Origin of the sequence: Sphingomonas sp. PAMC 26605, assembly GCF_000241485.1 — a bacterium.
GTDB lineage: Bacteria > Pseudomonadota > Alphaproteobacteria > Sphingomonadales > Sphingomonadaceae > Sphingomonas.
In genome coordinates this window covers 3,365,227-3,382,885 of the sequence record NZ_JH584241.1, presented here as the reverse complement: position 1 = coordinate 3,382,885, position 17,659 = coordinate 3,365,227, and the positions used below count along the sequence as shown (strand labels likewise).

At 69.1% G+C, this 17,659-nt stretch carries 11 protein-coding genes; 4 read left to right on the top strand and 7 right to left on the bottom strand.

The annotated features are described in order from the left end of the window. Nucleotides 1-12: 12 nt before the first annotated feature. From RH90_RS15660 to RH90_RS15640, 5 genes are all read right to left on the bottom strand, one after another. Nucleotides 13-1,260 (bottom strand): dicarboxylate/amino acid:cation symporter, encoded by a 1,248-nt coding sequence (locus tag RH90_RS15660; RefSeq protein ID WP_010186909.1) that lies wholly within the window; start codon nucleotides 1,258-1,260, stop codon nucleotides 13-15. After that, on the bottom strand, nucleotides 1,257-2,249 hold the full coding sequence (gene dgcA / locus RH90_RS15655; protein WP_010186908.1) for an N-acetyl-D-Glu racemase DgcA: 993 nt from the start codon (nucleotides 2,247-2,249) through the stop codon (nucleotides 1,257-1,259). The genes RH90_RS15660 and dgcA overlap by 4 nt, the downstream gene beginning before the upstream one ends. Next, nucleotides 2,207-3,244, bottom strand: a complete 1,038-nt coding sequence (gene dgcN, locus RH90_RS15650; protein ID WP_010186906.1) for an N-acetyltransferase DgcN — start codon at nucleotides 3,242-3,244, stop codon at nucleotides 2,207-2,209. The genes dgcA and dgcN overlap by 43 nt, the downstream gene beginning before the upstream one ends. Nucleotides 3,245-3,336: 92 nt before the next feature. Further along, nucleotides 3,337-4,926, bottom strand: a complete 1,590-nt coding sequence (locus tag RH90_RS15645) for an N-acyl-D-amino-acid deacylase family protein (RefSeq protein ID WP_010186904.1) — start codon at nucleotides 4,924-4,926, stop codon at nucleotides 3,337-3,339. Next, a complete protein-coding gene (locus tag RH90_RS15640; protein WP_010186903.1) occupies nucleotides 4,923-7,304 on the bottom strand; it encodes a penicillin acylase family protein in 2,382 nt (793 codons plus the stop codon). The genes RH90_RS15645 and RH90_RS15640 overlap by 4 nt, the downstream gene beginning before the upstream one ends. 294 nt (nucleotides 7,305-7,598) lie before the next feature. On the opposite strand from RH90_RS15640, the gene RH90_RS15635 reads away from it, so the two are divergent. From RH90_RS15635 to RH90_RS15620, 4 genes are all read left to right on the top strand, one after another. Then, nucleotides 7,599-10,670, top strand: coding sequence for a TonB-dependent receptor plug domain-containing protein (locus tag RH90_RS15635; RefSeq protein ID WP_010186902.1), 3,072 nt, complete (start codon nucleotides 7,599-7,601; stop codon nucleotides 10,668-10,670). Next, nucleotides 10,667-11,929, top strand: a complete 1,263-nt coding sequence (locus RH90_RS15630) for a dipeptidase (RefSeq protein ID WP_010186901.1) — start codon at nucleotides 10,667-10,669, stop codon at nucleotides 11,927-11,929. The genes RH90_RS15635 and RH90_RS15630 overlap by 4 nt, the downstream gene beginning before the upstream one ends. Nucleotides 11,930-12,078: 149 nt before the next feature. Further along, entirely contained in the window at nucleotides 12,079-13,572 is a 1,494-nt protein-coding gene (locus RH90_RS15625) for a permease (protein ID WP_232280370.1), read from the top strand. Next, nucleotides 13,569-14,576, top strand: a complete 1,008-nt coding sequence (locus RH90_RS15620; RefSeq protein ID WP_010186898.1) for a serine hydrolase domain-containing protein — start codon at nucleotides 13,569-13,571, stop codon at nucleotides 14,574-14,576. The genes RH90_RS15625 and RH90_RS15620 overlap by 4 nt, the downstream gene beginning before the upstream one ends. A gap of 38 nt (nucleotides 14,577-14,614) precedes the next feature. Here RH90_RS15620 and RH90_RS22145 read toward each other — a convergent pair whose 3' ends face one another. Together RH90_RS22145 and RH90_RS15605 are read right to left on the bottom strand one after the other, a co-directional pair. Further along, nucleotides 14,615-15,442 (bottom strand): protein phosphatase 2C domain-containing protein, encoded by an 828-nt coding sequence (locus RH90_RS22145; RefSeq protein ID WP_010186896.1) that lies wholly within the window; start codon nucleotides 15,440-15,442, stop codon nucleotides 14,615-14,617. Nucleotides 15,443-15,604: 162 nt separating this feature from the next. Continuing rightward, a complete protein-coding gene (locus tag RH90_RS15605) occupies nucleotides 15,605-17,656 on the bottom strand; it encodes a DUF3857 domain-containing protein (RefSeq protein ID WP_010186894.1) in 2,052 nt (683 codons plus the stop codon). Between the last annotated feature and the right edge of the window lie 3 nt (nucleotides 17,657-17,659).

Genomic DNA, 17,659 nt, shown 5'->3' with positions numbered 1-17,659 from the left:
AAGCGCGCCATCCTAGCCCGATGTCGCCCCGCGGAACACCGCCGTATCGAGCGCGCCCGTGCGCCGCGCGACCAATGTCGCGACGGTAAGGTTGGCCGAGACCGACGGCGTGGTGCGCGTCATGTCGAGCAAGCGGTCGAACGGCAGGACGAGCCCGACGATCAGCGCGGTCTGCTCGGGCGCGACCCCGACCGCGGACAGCATCGCCGCGAGCATGAACAAAGAGGCGGAGGGCACCGGCGCCGTCCCGAACGCGGCGAGCGCGCCGGTCAGCAACATGACGAGCAGCATGCCGGGATCGGGGGTAATGCCGAGCGCCTGGAGCGCGAACTGGCCCATCAGGCCGACATACATCGCCGTCCCGTCCTTGCCGATGCTCGCGCCGAGCGGCAGCACCGTGCCCGCCACCGCCGGCGCGATGCCGAGATTGTCCTCCGCCACGCGCAGGCCGACGGGGAGGGTGGCCGAGGAGGAGGCGGTCGAGAAACCAACGACGAGCGCATCGAGGATGCCGCGGAAGAAGCGCAGCGCGGGCAGCCGCGCGACCCAGGCGATCAGCGCGCCATGGAACAGCATCTGCACGAGCGAGGCGATCACGACGCACAAAGCGAGCGCGCCGATATTGACGAACACCGCCGCCCCGCCGCTCGCCACCGCGCGCGCGATCAGCGCGAGCACGCCGAGCGGCGTCACCTCCATCACGATCCGCACGATCTGGAGCAGCACCGCCGCTAGCCCCTCGAACAGCTTGACCACCGGCCGGCCCGCCTCGCCCGCAGCCACCATGCCGACGCCGAGCAGCACCGCGGTGAAGATGATCGCGAGCATGTCGCCCTTGGCGAGCGCATCGATGATGTTGACGGGCACGATCCCGAGCAATTGGTCGCCGGGTGAAACCGCAGCCCCGAGCGCGTGCGGTGCGACGCCGGCGAGTGTGATGCCGGCGCCGGGGCGGAAGATCAGTCCGGTCGCCATCCCGATCGTCACCGCGACGATCGTGGTGAAGGCGAAGAGCAAAACCGTGCGCCCGCCGATCGCGCCGAGCCGGCGCGGATCGCCGAGCGCGGCGATGCCGGCGGCGATCGTCACCAGCACGACGGGCACGACGAGCATCCGGATCAGCCGCACGAACAGATCGCCGAGGATGGCGATCGCGTTCGCACCCGCGGGCCACGCAGCGCCGAGGATCACACCGATCACGAGGCCGCCGATCACGCGCTGCCAGAGCGGCACGGCGAACCAGCGTCGCGCAAGGCTCACGCCGCCCCGCCCCAGAAGCCGGGCTCGGGCGGAACCAGCACGCCGTTCCGATCGACGACGCCGCCGGGCCGATCCTCGGCAAGCCAGAGCGGCCCGTCGAGATCGACGAACGCCGCCTCGCCGGCGAGCAGCATCGCAGGCGCGATGCCGAGCGAGGAACATACCATGCAGCCGACCATCAGTCCGAAGCCACGGGCCTTGGCCGCTTCGGCGAGCGCGAGCGCCTCGGTCAGGCCGCCGGTCTTGTCGAGCTTGATATTGACGTATTGATAGCGGCCCGCGAGCGCGTCGAGATCGGCACTCGTGTGGAGTGATTCATCCGCGCACAACGGGATCTGGCTCGCAAACCGGTCGAGCAGGCCATCCTCGCCAGCCGGCAGTGGCTGCTCGAGCAGGTCGACGCGGTGTTCGACCAGCAGATCCTGCCAGCGCTCGAGTTCGGCGATCGTCCAGCTTTCGTTGGGATCGACGATCATGCGCGGGGTGGGCGCGGCGGAACGGACGGCGGCAATCTGCATCGCGGCATCCGTACGATCGACCTTCACCTTGAGCAACGGCACGTGCGCGGCGCGCGCGGCGACGGCCGCCATCGCTTCGGGCGTGTCGATCGCGATGGTGATCGCCGAGGCGACCGCCGCAGCCGGTGCGACGCCGGCCAGCGCCGCGACGCTCGCGCCGGCAAGTCGCGCCTCGAGATCCCACAGCGCGCAATCGAGCGCATTGCGCGCCGCGCCGGCCGGGAGCAGCGCGCGCAGCTCGTCACGGCTGGCGCCTTCCTCGATCCGCGCGCTCGCGTGCGCGATCTGCGCGAGCGCGCCCTCGATCGTCTCGCCGTAGCGCGGATAGGGCACGCCTTCGCCGCGGCCTTCGATCACGCCCTGGCGCACGGTGACGGTGACGACGTCGGCCGCCGTCTTCACGCCCCGCGCGATGCGGAAGGGCGCGTTCAGGCCGAAGCGCTGGTGGCGGGCGTCGAGGGTGCGTAGCATTGCAGCAGCCAGTCGGCGATCGGATCGGCGCCGAAGCGATAGGGATCGGTGCACGGCAGGCCGAGCGCGTCGCTCGTTGCGGCGCACAGCCGCCGTGCAGCGTCCTCGTCGAGCTTGACCGTATTAAGCGCGACGCCGACCGCGCAGACATATGGGCTGGTGAGCCTTGCGACCTGGATGTTGGCGGCGAGACATTCGGCCAGCTCAGGAAGCTGATAGTGCGGCAGGCCGCGCATATGCGCGCGCGAAGGATCGTGGCAGAGCACGAGCGCTGCGGGCTGCGCGCCGTGGAGCAGGCCGGTCGATACGCCGGCAAAGGACGGGTGGAAGAGCGACCCTTGGCCCTCGATCAGATCCCAGCCATCGTCGCCGCGCGCCGGCGCGAGGGTCTCGATCGCGCCCGAGATGAAATCGGCGACCACCGCATCCAGCGGCACGCCGTCGCCCGCGATGAGGATCCCGGTCTGGCCGGTCGCGCGGAAATCGGCGACCACACCGCGCCGCTGCAGCGCATCACGCAGCGCGAGCGTCGCATACATCTTGCCGACCGAGCAGTCGGTCCCGACGGTGAGCAGGCGGTTGCCCGCGCGGCGCTTGCCGTTGCCGACCGGAATGTCCGGGCGCGGATCGCGGACATCGAAGAGCTCGACGCCGGCCGCCGCCGCTGCGCTCGCCAGGCGGGGATCGTCGCGCAGCCGCTGGTGAAGCCCAGAGGCGACGTTCATGCCCTGCGCGATCGCCTCGAGCGCATCCTGAACCAGCGCTTCGCCCAACCGGCCGCCGGCATTGGCGATACCGAGCACCAGCGTACGCGCGCCGGCCTTCCGGGCGGTGACGGCGTCCATCCGCGGCAGGCCGAGCGTCAGCGGGCAATCGTCGTGGCGCCACTCGCCGACGCAATCGTCGCGCCGGAAGGTGGCGAGCCCGCGCGACGTCTTGATCCCGACATCGTCGTCGGAATGGCCGAGGTAGAGGAGGAAGGGGGCCGGGATCATCGCGGTCCTACGCAAGACTTGAGGGAGAGACCGGTGTACAGGCGAGCCGCGATCCGCCCAGTATTTGTCGGGCGCCAAACCATAACCCGGGGCTATGCCCCGCAGCCGGCGGGTCTGGCGCGCAGCAGCACTCTTCCCGCCGCCGCGCCGGTGGCGGCACTGTTGCGCAGCGCGAGCCGACCGTTGACGAACAGCGCACGCACCCCGACGCTCGGCACGCGCGGATGGATGTAATCGGCGCGCGGCGCGAAACGCACGGGATCGAGCACCACCACATCGGCATAGTAACCGGGGCGCAGATAGCCGCGGTGGTCGATCTTATAGATATCCGCGGTCAGTCCGCTCGAGCGGCGGATGAAGTCGGCGAGCGATATGACCTTGCGCTGCTCGACATAGACCCGGTATTTCTGCGGCATCGTGGCATATTGCCGCGGGTGTCCGTCCGACCCGTCCGAGCTCGTCACCACCCATGGCTGCTGCATGATCAGGTCGACGTCGCGATCGACCATGTTGAAGCTCGCGACTCCGACGCCGGAAGGGCCGGTGCCCGTCGCATCGGGCGTCTTGAGGATGCGGATCGCGGCATCGATCGGCGAGACGCCCCATTGCGTCGCCATCTGCGCGAGCGTCTTGCCCGTCCATGGCTGGCCCTGGGAGGTGAGCAGCAACGACTCCGCCCCGCCGCGGCGCCGCAGATTCTCGGTCATCTCGGTCTTGATCCGCGCGAGCGTCGCCGGCTCGGCGAAACGCGCGAGCATCGCCTTGTAGCCGCCGTCGACCGCCCAGCGCGGGACGAGCGAGGCGTCGACGCTCGAGCCCGAGGCGAGCCAGGGATATTGGTCGGCGGTGACGTCCTGCCCTGCGCGGCGCGCGGCTTCGATCGTCGCGATCAGCTCGGGCGCATGGCCCTGGAGATCGACTCCGAGCGCCTTGAGATGCGCGAAATGCACGGGCATGTGCGCGCGCCGGCCGATCTCGATCGCTTCCTTGGTGCTGGCGATCAGGCCGATCGTATAATCGGATTCGTCGCGCTGATGGGTATCGTACATCCCGCCGCGGCTGCCCGCTTCCGCGGCGACGGCAGCGACTTCGTCGGTGGTGGCGAAACTCTGCGGGGCATAGAACAGCCCGGTCGACAGGCCGATCGCGCCCTCGCACATCGCCTTTGCCGCAAGCGCCTTTTCCTGCGCGAGCTCGGTCGCGGTGGGCGCGCGATTGGCTTCGCCGAGCACGCGCTGGCGGATCGCGCCGAAGCCGACGAACGGGACGACATTGGTCCCGATCGCGCTCGCCTGCAGCTTCCGCGCATCGGCCGCGACGTCGGGCGTACCGCCGCCATCGACGCCGGTGACGATCGTCGAGACGCCCTGCGCGAGCCAGGGCAGGTTCAGGCGCGCCTTGGGGTCGGGCGATCGGATATAGGTGTCGGGATGCGTGTGCGCGTCGATCAAGCCGGGGGCGACGATCTGGCCGGTCGCATCGATCACGCTCGCCGCCGCGGTATGGTGCGAGACACCGACATAAACGATCCGGTCGCCGGCAATCTCGACGTCGCCGATGATCGGCGGGCTCTGCGCGCCGGTGTAGATCGTGCCGCCGCGGATCACGACATCGACTTTGGCGGGCCCAGCGGGGGCCGCGCCGACGACCAGCAAGGCTGCGAGGACGGTGAGGTGCTTCATGGGCGGGCTCCTTGCGGGGTGAGCGTCAGCCGCGCGATGGCGTGAGCCTCGACCGCGGCCCGGCTATAGAGCATCGGCTGCATTTGGCCGACGCTCCAGGTCGCGACCTGGTCCTGATAGTGCGGCGAGCGCGGATCGTTCGATTGACCGGGGAGATTGAGCACCAGCGAATTGTCCCACGCGCCGACGTCGATCACCTGCAGGTAGCTCGCGCCGCCGCCCGCCGACCAGCCTGGGCCGTTGCCCAGCCAGTGCGCCTGCACCGTATAGCTGTCGCCGCCGGTCGGGCCGACTTCGATCGCCGGAAAGGCGGCGGCGATCGCGGGGATGCGCGCGAGCGGATGCTGGATGCGCAGCCGATGCAACGCGCCCCAGCGCCAGTTTGCCGGATCGGGGCCCAGCTGCGCCTTCGCGTTCGTCCATGCGGCGATCAGCGCCGCGTCGAACAGCGCATCGCGGGCGGCGGTCGGGTCCTGACCGAGGCGCGCATCGGGGCGCGCGAGGAGCCCGAGCAGGACCGATGGGCCGATCGAGGTGACGATCGCCTTGGCGCGCTCGGGCACGATCGCGGCGAGCATGCGATGCGAGAGCTCGCGCCAGAGCATTTCGAACAACGCCGCCGCGCCGCTCGCCGCGTCGAGCCGGCAATTCCAGCCCCGCAACAATGTTACCGCCGGGCGTGCGCCTTCGGAAGACGCCGTCGGAAGGAGGGCGACGAGCTGGCGTGCGGGGGTCGAGAGCGTGTCGTGCTGGAGTGCGACGCTGTCGGCGAGGCTGTGGCTGGTCTGGTGCGACAGGACATCGGCGATGCGCTCGTAGCGATAGGGATCGCGGAAATCGAATGCGGGAATACGGTCGGTCGGCCAGTCGGGCGGCAGATTGTCCTGGTTGGCCGAGGCGAACCAGCCCTTGGCGGGGTTATACGCGCTCGGCAGCGCGCGATGGTCGCGCATCCCGGTCCAGTCGTAGCGGCCGTCGCCCGGGACCGGCATCAGCCCGGCGCCGCGCTTGCGGACGGGCATGAAGCCGATCGCCTGCCAGCCGGTGTTGCCCGCAACATCGGCATAATGGAGATTGGTCGGGGAGGGGTGAAGCTTGAACGCTTCCTGCAATCCGGCCCAATCCTTTGCGAGATTGATCGCGATCATCGCGAACGATCCGCCGCCGCCCGGCTGCATCGCGATCGAAGCGATCGCGGTCGCGCGATGCTTCGCGGGATCGTAGGAAACGACTGGTCCCTGGGCCGCGTACCGCAACACTTCGGTGTGCGGCGCCGCACCCTTGACCGGAACGCTGATCTCGACACGCGTGAATCGCTTCCAGCCGCCGGCGTGGCGGTAGCGCTCGGGATCGTGCGGATGCAGCTCGAGGACGAACAGATCCTCCTGGTCGATGTGGAAATTGGTCCGGCCGAAGGCGAAGCGCTCGGTATGGCCCTGCATGATGCCGGGCAACCCCGGCGCGCCGCCGCCGATCACGTCGAGCCCCGGCGCCGAGAGATGCGCGACGTGGCGCGGACCAAACCCGCCGATTCCGAGATGCGGGTCGTTGGCGAGGATCGGCCGGCCCGTCGCCGAGCGCGCCGCCGCGATCGTCCAGGCGTTGCTCCCGGCATTGGCGCGCTCGAGCCGGCCCGAGCGTTCGTCGGGATCGACGACGGGGGTGTTGGGCCCGAACGGCAAGCGACCGATCGTCAGCACGCCGAGATCGTCGTTGGACACTTGCGCGACATCGAGCCCGTCGGGGACGGTCAACGGATGCGCCGGCATCAGCGGCGCGATCACGGCATCGAGCTCGAGCAGACCCAATGCCGCGAGCCGGGCGCGGCGGACTTCGTCGTCGGTATTGCCCGCCGCCGCGCCGCGCGCGAGCACCATGTCGTGAATGTCCCACCGGATCGGCGCGACGCCGAGGATGCGGTACTCAAGCGGGAGCAGCGTGGGGTCGGCGGTCACCGCGTCGATGCGCGCGTTGATTCCGGCGATATAGGCTCGCGCGCAGGCCAGCACTTCGGCGGGGATGCGCCGCAGTTCCGCATCGAGATCGCCACGATAATGGAACAGCCGCGCTTGTGCATCGTGTCGCACAAACTCCGGACCGAACGCCTCGGCCATCCGGCCAAGCTCGCGGCGATGCTCGAAATCGATCTGGAACAGTCGGTCGCGTGCGACGACATAGCCCTGGCCGAAAAAGGCGTCGGGGATCGACTGCGCGCGGATATGGGGAATTCCGTAGACGTCATCGACGATCTCGATCGGGGCGGCCGCCCCGCGCACGTTCGTCTGGCGTCCAGCCGGGTCCGCCGCGCGACACGCCGGGCCCGACGCGATCGCCGCGGCAGCCGCGGAGCGCAGCAGAAAGGATCGGCGATTGATCATGGTCGAGCTTTCATGGCTGGCGCGGAGCCGGGAGGCTAGCGGCGTGTGGCAATACTGGCCCATGAATAGCGCAGGCTAGGGCATAGCGGCGAGTTATGGTCGGCGGCCTATAGAGGCAGGCTATGGGAAGGCGAATATCCGGCTCTTGACGCATTCGCACAAGACCGCGCAACCTTCTGAATTGCAGCAGGGGGAACCGGCCCAGAGAGGCCGGGGACGACAACAGCCGTAGGTTGCAAGCGACGGACAGCGTCCAGAGACGCGCCGCACTTGGGGTCCGGTCAGGGAAGGACAATGATGACGAATTCGGATCAGGCTAAGCGCCGGATGGCCATGATGTTCGGATGCAGCATGGCGGCGCTGACGCTGGCGGGCGCGCTCGGCAACCCTGCGGCCGCGCAGACGCTGCCTGCGCGGGAGGTCGCACCGCCGCCCGCGGATGCGATCGCGGCGGGGGCGGCGCCGGCCGAGCGCGCCGGACTTCAGCAGTCGCAACCTCCCGCCCAGAGCGATGAAGATGCGCCCGATGTCGTCGTCACGGGTTCGCGCGTCGCGCGCAGCGGCTTCCAGGCGCCGACGCCGTTGACGGTGCTGAGCCGGACCGAGATCGAAAATCAGTCGCCGTCGAACAACATCGCCGATTTCGTCAATCAGCAGCCCGCGCTCGCCGGGTCGACCAAGCCCGCCAATTCGCGGCTCAATCTGTCGAGCGGGCAGGCGGGAATCAATGCGCTGAACCTGCGCAATCTGGGCGAGGTTCGCACGCTCGTGCTGGTCGACGGGCATCGTTCGGTCGGATCGACGATCACCGGGCTGGTCGATGTCAACACGATCCCGCAAGGCCTGGTGAAGAGCGTTGAGGTCGTCACTGGCGGTGCATCCGCCGCCTATGGCTCGGATGCGGTCGCGGGCGTCGTCAACTTCATCCTCGACAAAAAGTTTCAGGGTTTCCGCATCACCGCCGACAACGGCATCACCCAATATGGCGACGGGCACAATTATTCGGCGTCGCTGACCGCGGGTACCTCCTTCGCCGACGGGCGCGGGCATATCGAGGTCGAGGGCGAATATGCCCATCGCGACGGGATCTTCCAAGTCGATCGCGACTGGAATGCGACGGGCTATGTCCGCATCCAGGACCCCGCCTGGACCGCGACCAGCACGACGCCGCAGTTCATCACGACCAAGCGGCAGATCGGCGCGGCGAACTCGACACCGGGCGGGCTGATCACCGGCAGCACCGCGGTCGCGGGCAGCGGCGTGGCCGCGAACAGCCTGCGCGGCGTCTATTTCGGCAGCGGCGGGCAACCGCAGCAGTTCCAATATGGCGCGCTCACCTTCCCCTCGCCGACCGGGGCCGCCGCGCCGACGCTGACGCAGGGCGGCAGCTGGCAGGTCAACGATTCGGGCCGCAACATCGGGCTCGATCCGCAGGACACGCGCTACGGCGTGTTCGGCCGGGCGAGCTACGACGTGACCGATCGCATCGAACTCTATGCCGAAGGGTCGTTCAACCGACAGCATATCCTGTTCAATGCCGGGCCCAACCTGCAGACCGGCATCACGATCGCCGCGAACAATCCCTATCTCGTCGCCGCGCTCGGCTCGGCGCGGCTGGCCGGGATCAGCAACGTGACGCTCGCGAGCACCTCGGTCGATCTGCCGTACCGCGTCGTCGACAACAAGCGGAAGGTACAGCGCTACCAGATCGGCAGCGACGGCAAGTTCGACCTGTTCGGCAAGACCGTGTCGTTCGATGTTTACGGGCAATACGGCCGCGCCGATCTGCGCGAGCAGCTGCGCAACGTGCAGAACATCACGCGGATCGCCAACGCCACCGCGGCAGCAGTCGCGCCGGCGAATAATACGGGGGGCTATGCTGCCGGGTCGATCCAGTGCGGGATCAACGTCGACACTATCGCCACCAACAACGATCCGGCGTGCGTCCCGCTCAACCGGCTCGGCGTCGGCGTCGCCGATCCCGCGGCGATCGCCTATGTCCTCGGCGCGCCCTATCGCGACGAGATCACCGAGCAGAAGACCGCCGGGCTCAACCTGCGCGCATCGCCGTTCCGCACCTGGGCTGGCGACGTCAGCGTCGCGATCGGCGGCGAGTGGCGCGAGGAGAGCATCCGCGGTTTCGTTCCGCAACAGTTCCAGCCGATCTCGACGGTCAATGCGCAAGGCCGCCCGACCGTCACCAACACCTGGTCGGTCGGCAACTATCTGCCCACCAACGGTCGCTACAACGTCAAGGAAGCCTATCTCGAGACGGTGGTGCCGCTTGGCCTCGGGCTCGAATTCAACGGCGCGGTGCGCGGGACCGATTATTCGACCTCGGGCGGCGTGGTGACGTGGAAGCTCGGCGGAACCTGGGCGCCGATCCCCGACATCCGCTTCCGCGTGGTGCGCTCGCGCGACATTCGCGCGCCCAACCTCAACGAGCTGTATCAGGCCGGGTCCGCGAACAGCGATTCGGTGCGCAACCCGCTGTTCACCGCCGATGGCGCCAACGGGCCCGCCAATTTCAGCTATTCGGGCATCGCCACGGGCAACCCGAACCTGCGCCCCGAAGTCGCCAATTCCTGGACGGTCGGCGCGGTGCTGTCGCCGCGGTTCCTGAAAGGCTTCAACGCCTCGATCGATTACTGGCGGATCAAGATCAAGCAGGGCATCACCAGCTTCTCGGCGCAGGATATCGAGAACCTCTGCAGCATCGGGCAGCAGCAATTCTGCGACGCGATCACCATCGACCAGGCCCGCTCGGTCCCAGGGCAGCCCTATCTGTTGATCCGCACGCAGCCCTTCAACGCGGCGAGCCAGCTCACGCGCGGGATCGATTTCGACACGAGCTATCGCACGCAGCTTTCCGGCCAGACCGCGCTGACGCTGCGTGGCGAGGCGACGCGCTATCTCGACAACATCCTCGACACCGGGGTCCCGGGGACGGTGCCGGTCAATTCGGTCGGCGTGAACGGCGGCCAGGCGACGACGCCGACCTGGATCTTCCGCGGCAGCGTGACGCTCGATCTGCCGAGCACATCGATCACCGCGGTCGGTCGCGGGATCAGTTCGGGCCGCTACGCGGCGACCGGCATCGAGTGTCAGACGAACTGCCCGCTCTCGACCACGACCTATCCGACCTATGACAACAATCGGGTCTCCGGGCTGTTCTACGCCGATCTCAACGTGACGCAGAACGTGCGCGTCGCGGGCAAGGTGCAGGCGCAGTTCTTCGTCAACGTCACCAACCTGTTCAACCGCGCGCCGTTGCTGATTCCCGAGACGGGCCTCGCCGCGAACAGCACCTATTCCGATCTGCTCGGCCGCGCCTTCCGCTTCGGCATCCGGGTGCAGACGCGATGAAGCATTTCGCACCGGTCGCGCTGGCGCTGGCGATTTCGATCGCCCCGCCGGCGGGAGCGCAGACGGCACCGAGCGCGGCGGATACAGCGCGCGCGGAGCACGTGCTCGCGCGTGCGCCGGTGATCGACGGGCATAACGATCTCGCCTGGGAGATTGCGCATTACCAGGGCGGCAACGTCGCGGTCGCGCGCAAGGGCGGGGCGGATCTGCCGCGTCCGCTGCAGACCGACCTCGCGCGGCTGAAGGCTGGGCACGTCGGCGGCCAGTTCTGGTCGGTGTGGATCCCGGCGGACGTGACAGGCCCCAAGGCGGTCGAGATGACGCTCGAGCAGATCGACGTCGTACGCCGCTTGGTCGCCGCCAATCCCGACACGCTCGCGCTGGCGACGACCGCCGCCGACGTGCGGCGGATCATGGCAAGCGGGCGCACCGCGAGCCTGATCGGCGTCGAGGGCGGCCACCAGATCGACGGGCGGTTGTCGGTGCTGCGCGAGTACCGCGCGCTCGGCGTCGGCTATATGACGCTGACTCACACCAAGAGCCTCGCCTGGGCGGATTCCTCGACCGACGAGGCGGTGGCCGGCGGCCTGTCGCCGTTCGGCAAGCGCGTGATCGCCGAGATGAACCGGATCGGGATGCTGGTCGATGTCAGCCATGTCGCCGATTCGACGATGCGCGCGGCGCTTGCGGTATCGAAAGCGCCGGTGATCGCCTCGCATTCCTCGGCGCGCGCGCTGGCGCCGGTGCCGCGCAACATCCCCGACGATCTGCTCGCGGCGATCGGCGCGAACGGCGGGGTCGTCATGATCAATTTCTATCCCGCCTTCCTGTCCGACGCGTGGAAGCAGTGGGATGTGGCGCGGACTGCTTACGCCAAATCGCTCGCCGTACCGGGCGACGTCTACGGCCCGCGCGCCGCAGCCCCGCTGGTCGAATGGGACCACGCGCATCCGATGCCGCGCGTCACCGTCGCGACGGTCGCCGACCATATCGAGCATGTCGCGAAGATCGCCGGACACGACCATGTCGGGCTCGGCGGCGATTTCGACGGGATTGACAATACCGCGCCCGAGGGGATGAACGGCGTCGACGGCTATCCCAAGGTGATCGCCGAACTGGCGCGGCGCGGGTGGAGCGATGGCGATCTCGCCAAGCTGACCGACGGCAACATCCTGCGCGTGATGGCGCGCGCGGAGGCGGTCGCCGCGTCGATGGCGACCGTGCCGGCGGACGACGCAACGGATCGCAGCGCGAAATAAGGTGGGCCGATGCGTGACGGATCGGCTCGAACCGCCGGCGCGTGCGGGCTATCGCACGGCTCGGCAGCGATGATGGGATTGGGGTTTATGACGGAACGATCGTCGCGGCGCTCGTCGTCGATTTACGAAATGCCGACCGAAGGGCGATCGTGACGGATCTTACCGCTGCGGCACCGCCGCGAACCGGGCGCCCGAGCCTGCGGCTGATGACGCTGTTCGTCCTGCTCGGGTTCTCGGCGGGGCTGCCGTTCTACATGTTCTCCACCGTGCTGTCGGCGCGACTGGCGAAGCACGGCCTCGATATCGTGTTGATCGGCTTCTTTGGCTGGGTCGCGCTGCTGCCGACCTTCAAATTCCTGTGGGCGCCGCTGCTCGATGCGTTTGCGGTGCCCGGCCTGTCGCGCGTCTTCGGCAAGCGGATGAGCTGGATCGTCACCGCACAGATCGGGATCGTCACCGCGATGGTGGCGATGGCCTATACCTCGGCCGATACCGACCTGCCGCTGGTCGCATTGCTCGCGGTGCTGCTCGCCTTCTGGACGACGACGCTCGAGGTCGCGGCCGATGGCTGGCGCGTCGAACTCGCGCCGACAGCCGGCGAGCAGGGGCCGCTCACCGCCGCCAACCTGTGGGGCTATCGTACCGCAATGGCCGCCTCGTCGCTGGTCGCGCTGACGGTCGCGGATCGTGCGGGCTGGGTGTGGGGTTATCTCGCGGTCGCCCTGCTTGCGGCGGTGCCGCTCCCGATCCTCGTCAGCCTCGCCCCCGGCGGGCACGCAGTCGGCCGGCGGACGACGGCGGTGCTGACCGGTCTCGTGGCGGTCGCGATCCTGCTCGGCGGCGCGCTCGTCTTCTTCGGCGGGTTCGGTTGGGTCGCGCTGCAACTGGCGATTGCCGCCGGGATCAGCGCCAAGACCAATGCGACCGTCGGGGTGCTGGTGCTGTGCCTCGTGCCGTTCGTCCTGATGGCGATCGCGCTGCCGTGGATCGTCCGGCTCCCGGCGACCGCCTGGGCGCGGCGCTCGACCTGGCTCGGGCCGTATGTCAACATCTTCTGGCGCTTCGGCTATCGCGTGCTGCCGCTGCTCGGCTTCGTCACCTTCTATCGGATGGGCGACGTGCTGACCTTGTGGGGCGTCAAGCCGCTCGAGATCGCGGCGCATTACGACCTCACCACGATGGGCATCGCCGACGGCTTCATCACCACGCCGTCGAGCATGGCGGGCGTGGTCGTCGGCGCGACGCTCGCGGTGCGGTTGCGGATGAGCCGCGCGCTGGTGCTGGGGGCGATCGGGTCGGCGTTCGGCAATTGGATCTTCGTGTGGCTGTGGCACGTGCCGCCGAACGGGCTGGCGATCTACACCGCCACCGCGGTCGATCAGTTCGCACACGGCATGGAAGGCGCGATCTTCGTCGTCTATCTCTCGCTGCTGGTAAATCCGCGCTACGCGGGTGCGCAATACGCCTTCCTCTCGGGGTTCGCCTTCCTGTTGCCGCGGCTGCTGCAGGGCGCGGGCGGCGACATCGTCAAGAGCATCGGATATGACGGCTTCTTCTGGCTGTCGGGTACGCTGAGCCTGGCCGCGATAATATTTCTCCCGCTGATCGCGGGAATCCGGGCACGCGACGAGGAGATGGTATGATCGACATCGACGCCGCCTTCGCGCCCGCCGCCGCGGCCGTCGCCGCGGGGCAGGTGCCCGGCGCCACTCTCGGCGTGGTCACCCGCGACGGCTTCACCGCGACGCGGACCGCGGGGCTCGCGCAGCTCGAACCCGAGCGCGAAGCGTTGACCGTCGAGCATTGGTTCGATCTCGCATCGGTTTCCAAGGTCATCGCCACGACGAGCATGGTGCTTGCGCTCGCGGATGAGGGGCGGATCGACCTCGACCGGCCTTTGACCGACGCGATTCCCGATCTGCGCCAATACGATGTCGCGACCGCAGCCGAGCGGCGGCTGACCTTCCGCGATTGCCTCGTCCACCGTACCTTCCTGCCTGCGGTCGAGCCGATCTACACCTATGGTAATGATCCCGCGCGGCTGCGCGCGTTCGTGCTGCAGCGCGAATGGCGGCACGGGCCGGCGGTCTATTCGGACATCAATTTCATCCTGCTCGGCATCGCGATCGAGCGGATCACCGGCGCGTCGCTGCGCGATTGGCCGCTCGGAACGGACCTTGCCTTCGGCCCGCCGCCCGGGCCTGCGGTCGCGACCGAGCGCTGCGCGTGGCGCGGACGCGTGCTCAAGGGCGAGGTGCATGACGAGAATTGTGCGGCGATGGGCGGCGCGACGGGGCATGCCGGGCTGTTCGGCACCGTTTCGGGCGTGCTCGGCTTCGCGCGCGGCGTGCTCGACGGGAGCGGATTGTCGCCCGCGGCACTGGCGGCGATCGCGACCCCGGTGAACGGTCCGCGCACCTGCGGCTGGGAAGTGCGCCATCCCGACTGGTCGGGCGGGCAGCGCTGCTCGACGGCGACGATCGGGCATACCGGCTTCACCGGCACCGGGCTGTGGATCGATCTCGAGCGCGGGCTCGCCTGGACCCTGCTCACCAACCGTGTCCACCCGACGCGCCATCGCGACAGCGGCATCTTCGCGCTACGCCCGGCGGTGGGGGATGCAGTGATCGCGGCAGCGCGCGGCTGAGGCCGGCGGGCCGCGGGCAAACGGCAGGGGCCCCGCCGTCAGGCTTCGCCGGTGATCCGCAACCACAGGCCGGTGGCGTCGTCCGACGGCTTGAACCGCGCGAAGCGCCGGCAGTCGGCATCGTCCGCCTCGATCGCGCGAAGCCGAGCGGCAACGCCGTGCAATCCCTCGGCCCGCAACAGCGGTGCGAACGCGTCGATCGGCACGCCGTAATCGTCGATCAGCGCGGCGAGCCCGTCGGTCATCAGCACCAGCTCGTCTCCGGGCGCGATGGCAGCCGTATCGTAATGGACGGCATCGGTGTGGCCGGGCTCGACGCCCAGGACGCGCCGTTCGCCACGCGTACGGTTGGTGCGCAGCCGATCGAGCGTCGGCGCGCTGCGCATCGGCAGCAGATCGAGCCCGGCGCTCCGGATCGCCTCGGCCTCTTGCGTCTCGGCGAGGCTCGGCTGCGGGCCAAGCCGGCGAACCGTATCCCCACGAAGGTGAAGGCAGGCGCAATCGGCGAGCCAGGCGATCTCGATCCGCCGCTGCTTGAGTGCGACGCACAGGAATGCGGCGCTCGGCAACTCCCAGCGCCCCACCGGCTCGCGGTGCCGGGCACGTTGGTACGCGTCTGCGAGCGCCGAGAAGACACCCGCCACCACGCCCGACACCCGACCGTCCGAAGCGGCGGCAAACGCGTGGTCGGCGGTCGCCGCGATCCAGGCGGCGCCGCCCTGCGCGCCGACCAGTCCCGGCGGCCCGAGATCGGTCGCGCCGTCGATCACCCAGGCACGCCGGGCACCGGCACCGGCGCGATCGTCATTGGCGGCGGCGGCGTTCCCGGCGAGGCTGATCGACTGGATCAGGTCGAAATGCAGCATGACGCGCTCCCTAACGTATCGCGGCCGGATCGGCGGCGCGGGGAATGAAGTCAACCCGCGATCAGGACGGCGATCAGGCGAGATCGCGATGCGGGCGTTATAGGCCTGCACCGTTCGGAAACTGGCAGCGCGTTCCACGCCGACGATCCACCGCCGGTCGCATCAGGGTTTGGCATCGACCTTCCGCCGCAAATAGCTGTGCTGATGCTGCAATCTGCGAAGCGCCTGTTGCGCGTCCGGCGCCTGCGCGGCCGGGAACTCGGGCGCGAGCGACCGGCGGCTCGTGACGAGCGTCACGACGCCGTCGCTGATCGCCCCGGCCCGGTGCAGCGCCATGCCAGCGATCGTCGCGTCGAACGCGACCGGATCGAGCAGGAAGCCGCGTCCGTGATCGGGTAGCACGATCGTCTCGCGATACTCCGAATACGTGGGGAAGGCGACCGCGAAGGGGGCGTCGGCATCCAGCCCGGGGCTGCGCGCGTAATCGACCGACCCGCCGAGCTGGATGTTGGTCAATTCAAGTGCACCATCCTGCCAGTCGAGCGTCGCGGTTCCGTCGAGGACGATGGTTTCGGTGCCGGTTTCGGAGTCGAATCGGGCCGACACCGCGCTCGGCGTGACGAAATCATATTCCTTGCGCCACACTGCGCGCAGCGCGCGATCACGAACTTCGGGGGTCAGCGCACCGAGCGTGCGCGCGAGGCCGAGCGCGCCATCGCCGTGCGTGACGAATTCGGCATGGGCGGGCACCGGACGATCGACCCCGCCCGAAGCATCGAGCCGGAGCGACGTTGTCGCCAGCAGCTGCGTCGGTGCTTCGGGCATCATCGCAACGAGGGCGGCACCGCGCGCCTGCAACGGCAGGCCCCAGCGAAACGCGGGTGTCCGAATGTCGGCAAGCCGTCGATCGCCGAGCCGCGTGCCGTCGAGCCAATAGCTGCGCCCCGCGATCGTCGCGCGGACCAGCACATGGTTGAACAGCCCCGCGGCAGGGAGATAGCGCGGGATCGCATCGCCAAAGCCGTTCGTGTTGACCAGCACCGGCTGGGCCGAGATGCCGAGCGCCTTGAGCAAGGCAAGCAGCAAGACGGTCTTGCCCTTGCAATCGCCATAGCGCCGCTGCCACGTTTCGTCGGCGGCGGCGGGGACGTAGCCGCCGTCGTTCAGCCCGACGAAGAGATAGCGCACCTGATCCTGGACGAGGCGCAGCGCGGATTGCGCGCGGAGCACCGGGTCGGGGCTTGCCGCGGCGATCCGCGCGGCTTCGGCGGCAACGGGCCCGCCCGCGAGCGGCGTCGCCGCGCGATCGAACAAGCGGCCAATCACCGCGGAGAGCTCGGACCAGTCGGACCAGTCGGAGAATTGCAGCACGTCGGCCTGGCGGAAGCGGGGCGGCGCGCCCTTCGGCAGCTCGGGCTCGCGCAGATCGGGTACGCGCATCGACAGGCGCGTGACCCCGCCGGCGGTGGTTTGCGCAGGCGTGGGCAGCCCCGGCATCGCACGCCAGCGGAGCGCCGCCGCGGCAGGCCAACGCGCGTCGAGCGCGGCGTCGCGCGCGGTCGGAGGGAAGAGGAATTCGGCTTCGTGATGTCCCGCCATCGCGGGATCGAGGTGCCGCCGCGAGGCTGCGACCTCGACCACGTCGCCGATCTGCAACCCCGCAATCTGCAACGACGCGGTCAGGCGACCGTCGATCGCGGCGCGCTCGAGATTGGTTTCGCGGTGCAGGATCGTGAAATGCTGCGTGGCGAGGACGTCGATCGTCTGCGTGCCGCGCAGGATCAGTACGCGGTGGATGGCGAGACGTTCGGTCTCGGGGTTCCAGGCGATCGCGAGATTGGCGGCTTTCGAGAGTCCGTCCGGGGTCACCACCTTGGTTGCATCGTCCCAGCCGATCGTCGTCGCGCCATCGGCGTCGAACGCCGCCTGATTGTCGCGCAGCAGCATCGTGATACCGCCGGCCGCAGCGCTGCCATTGTCGGCGGGAATGGCGTGGCGCGTGATCCAGGCGGGGGCGGGGGCAATCGAGAAGGAGGCGGGCAGGTCGGGCGTGGGTTGCTTCGCGGCGGCGGGTCCGCCCGCGAGCAGCAGCGCCGCGACAAGCGCGGCTGGTCCGCGCCGGATCGAGGCGATCCGCAGCGCGTCCCGGCGCGACTCGGCGTTCTCGGCCGTCATCGAGTGGCGCCACTGCGTCCGCTGCAGGTTTCCGTCCATCTG

Bases quoted from the DNA above. Each gene is read 5' to 3' on its own strand.
- RH90_RS15630 (WP_010186901.1), top strand. From the start codon at position 10,667: ATGAAGCATTTCGCACCGGTCGCGCTGGCGCTGGCGATTTCGATCGCC.
- dgcA (WP_010186908.1), bottom strand. From the start codon at position 2,249: ATGCTACGCACCCTCGACGCCCGCCACCAGCGCTTCGGCCTGAACGCG.
- RH90_RS22145 (WP_010186896.1), bottom strand. From the start codon at position 15,442: ATGCTGCATTTCGACCTGATCCAGTCGATCAGCCTCGCCGGGAACGCC.
- RH90_RS15640 (WP_010186903.1), bottom strand. From the start codon at position 7,304: ATGATCAATCGCCGATCCTTTCTGCTGCGCTCCGCGGCTGCCGCGGCG.
- dgcN (WP_010186906.1), bottom strand. From the start codon at position 3,244: ATGATCCCGGCCCCCTTCCTCCTCTACCTCGGCCATTCCGACGACGAT.
- RH90_RS15620 (WP_010186898.1), top strand. From the start codon at position 13,569: ATGATCGACATCGACGCCGCCTTCGCGCCCGCCGCCGCGGCCGTCGCC.
- RH90_RS15645 (WP_010186904.1), bottom strand. From the start codon at position 4,926: ATGAAGCACCTCACCGTCCTCGCAGCCTTGCTGGTCGTCGGCGCGGCC.
- RH90_RS15605 (WP_010186894.1), bottom strand. From the start codon at position 17,656: ATGGACGGAAACCTGCAGCGGACGCAGTGGCGCCACTCGATGACGGCC.
- RH90_RS15635 (WP_010186902.1), top strand. From the start codon at position 7,599: ATGATGACGAATTCGGATCAGGCTAAGCGCCGGATGGCCATGATGTTC.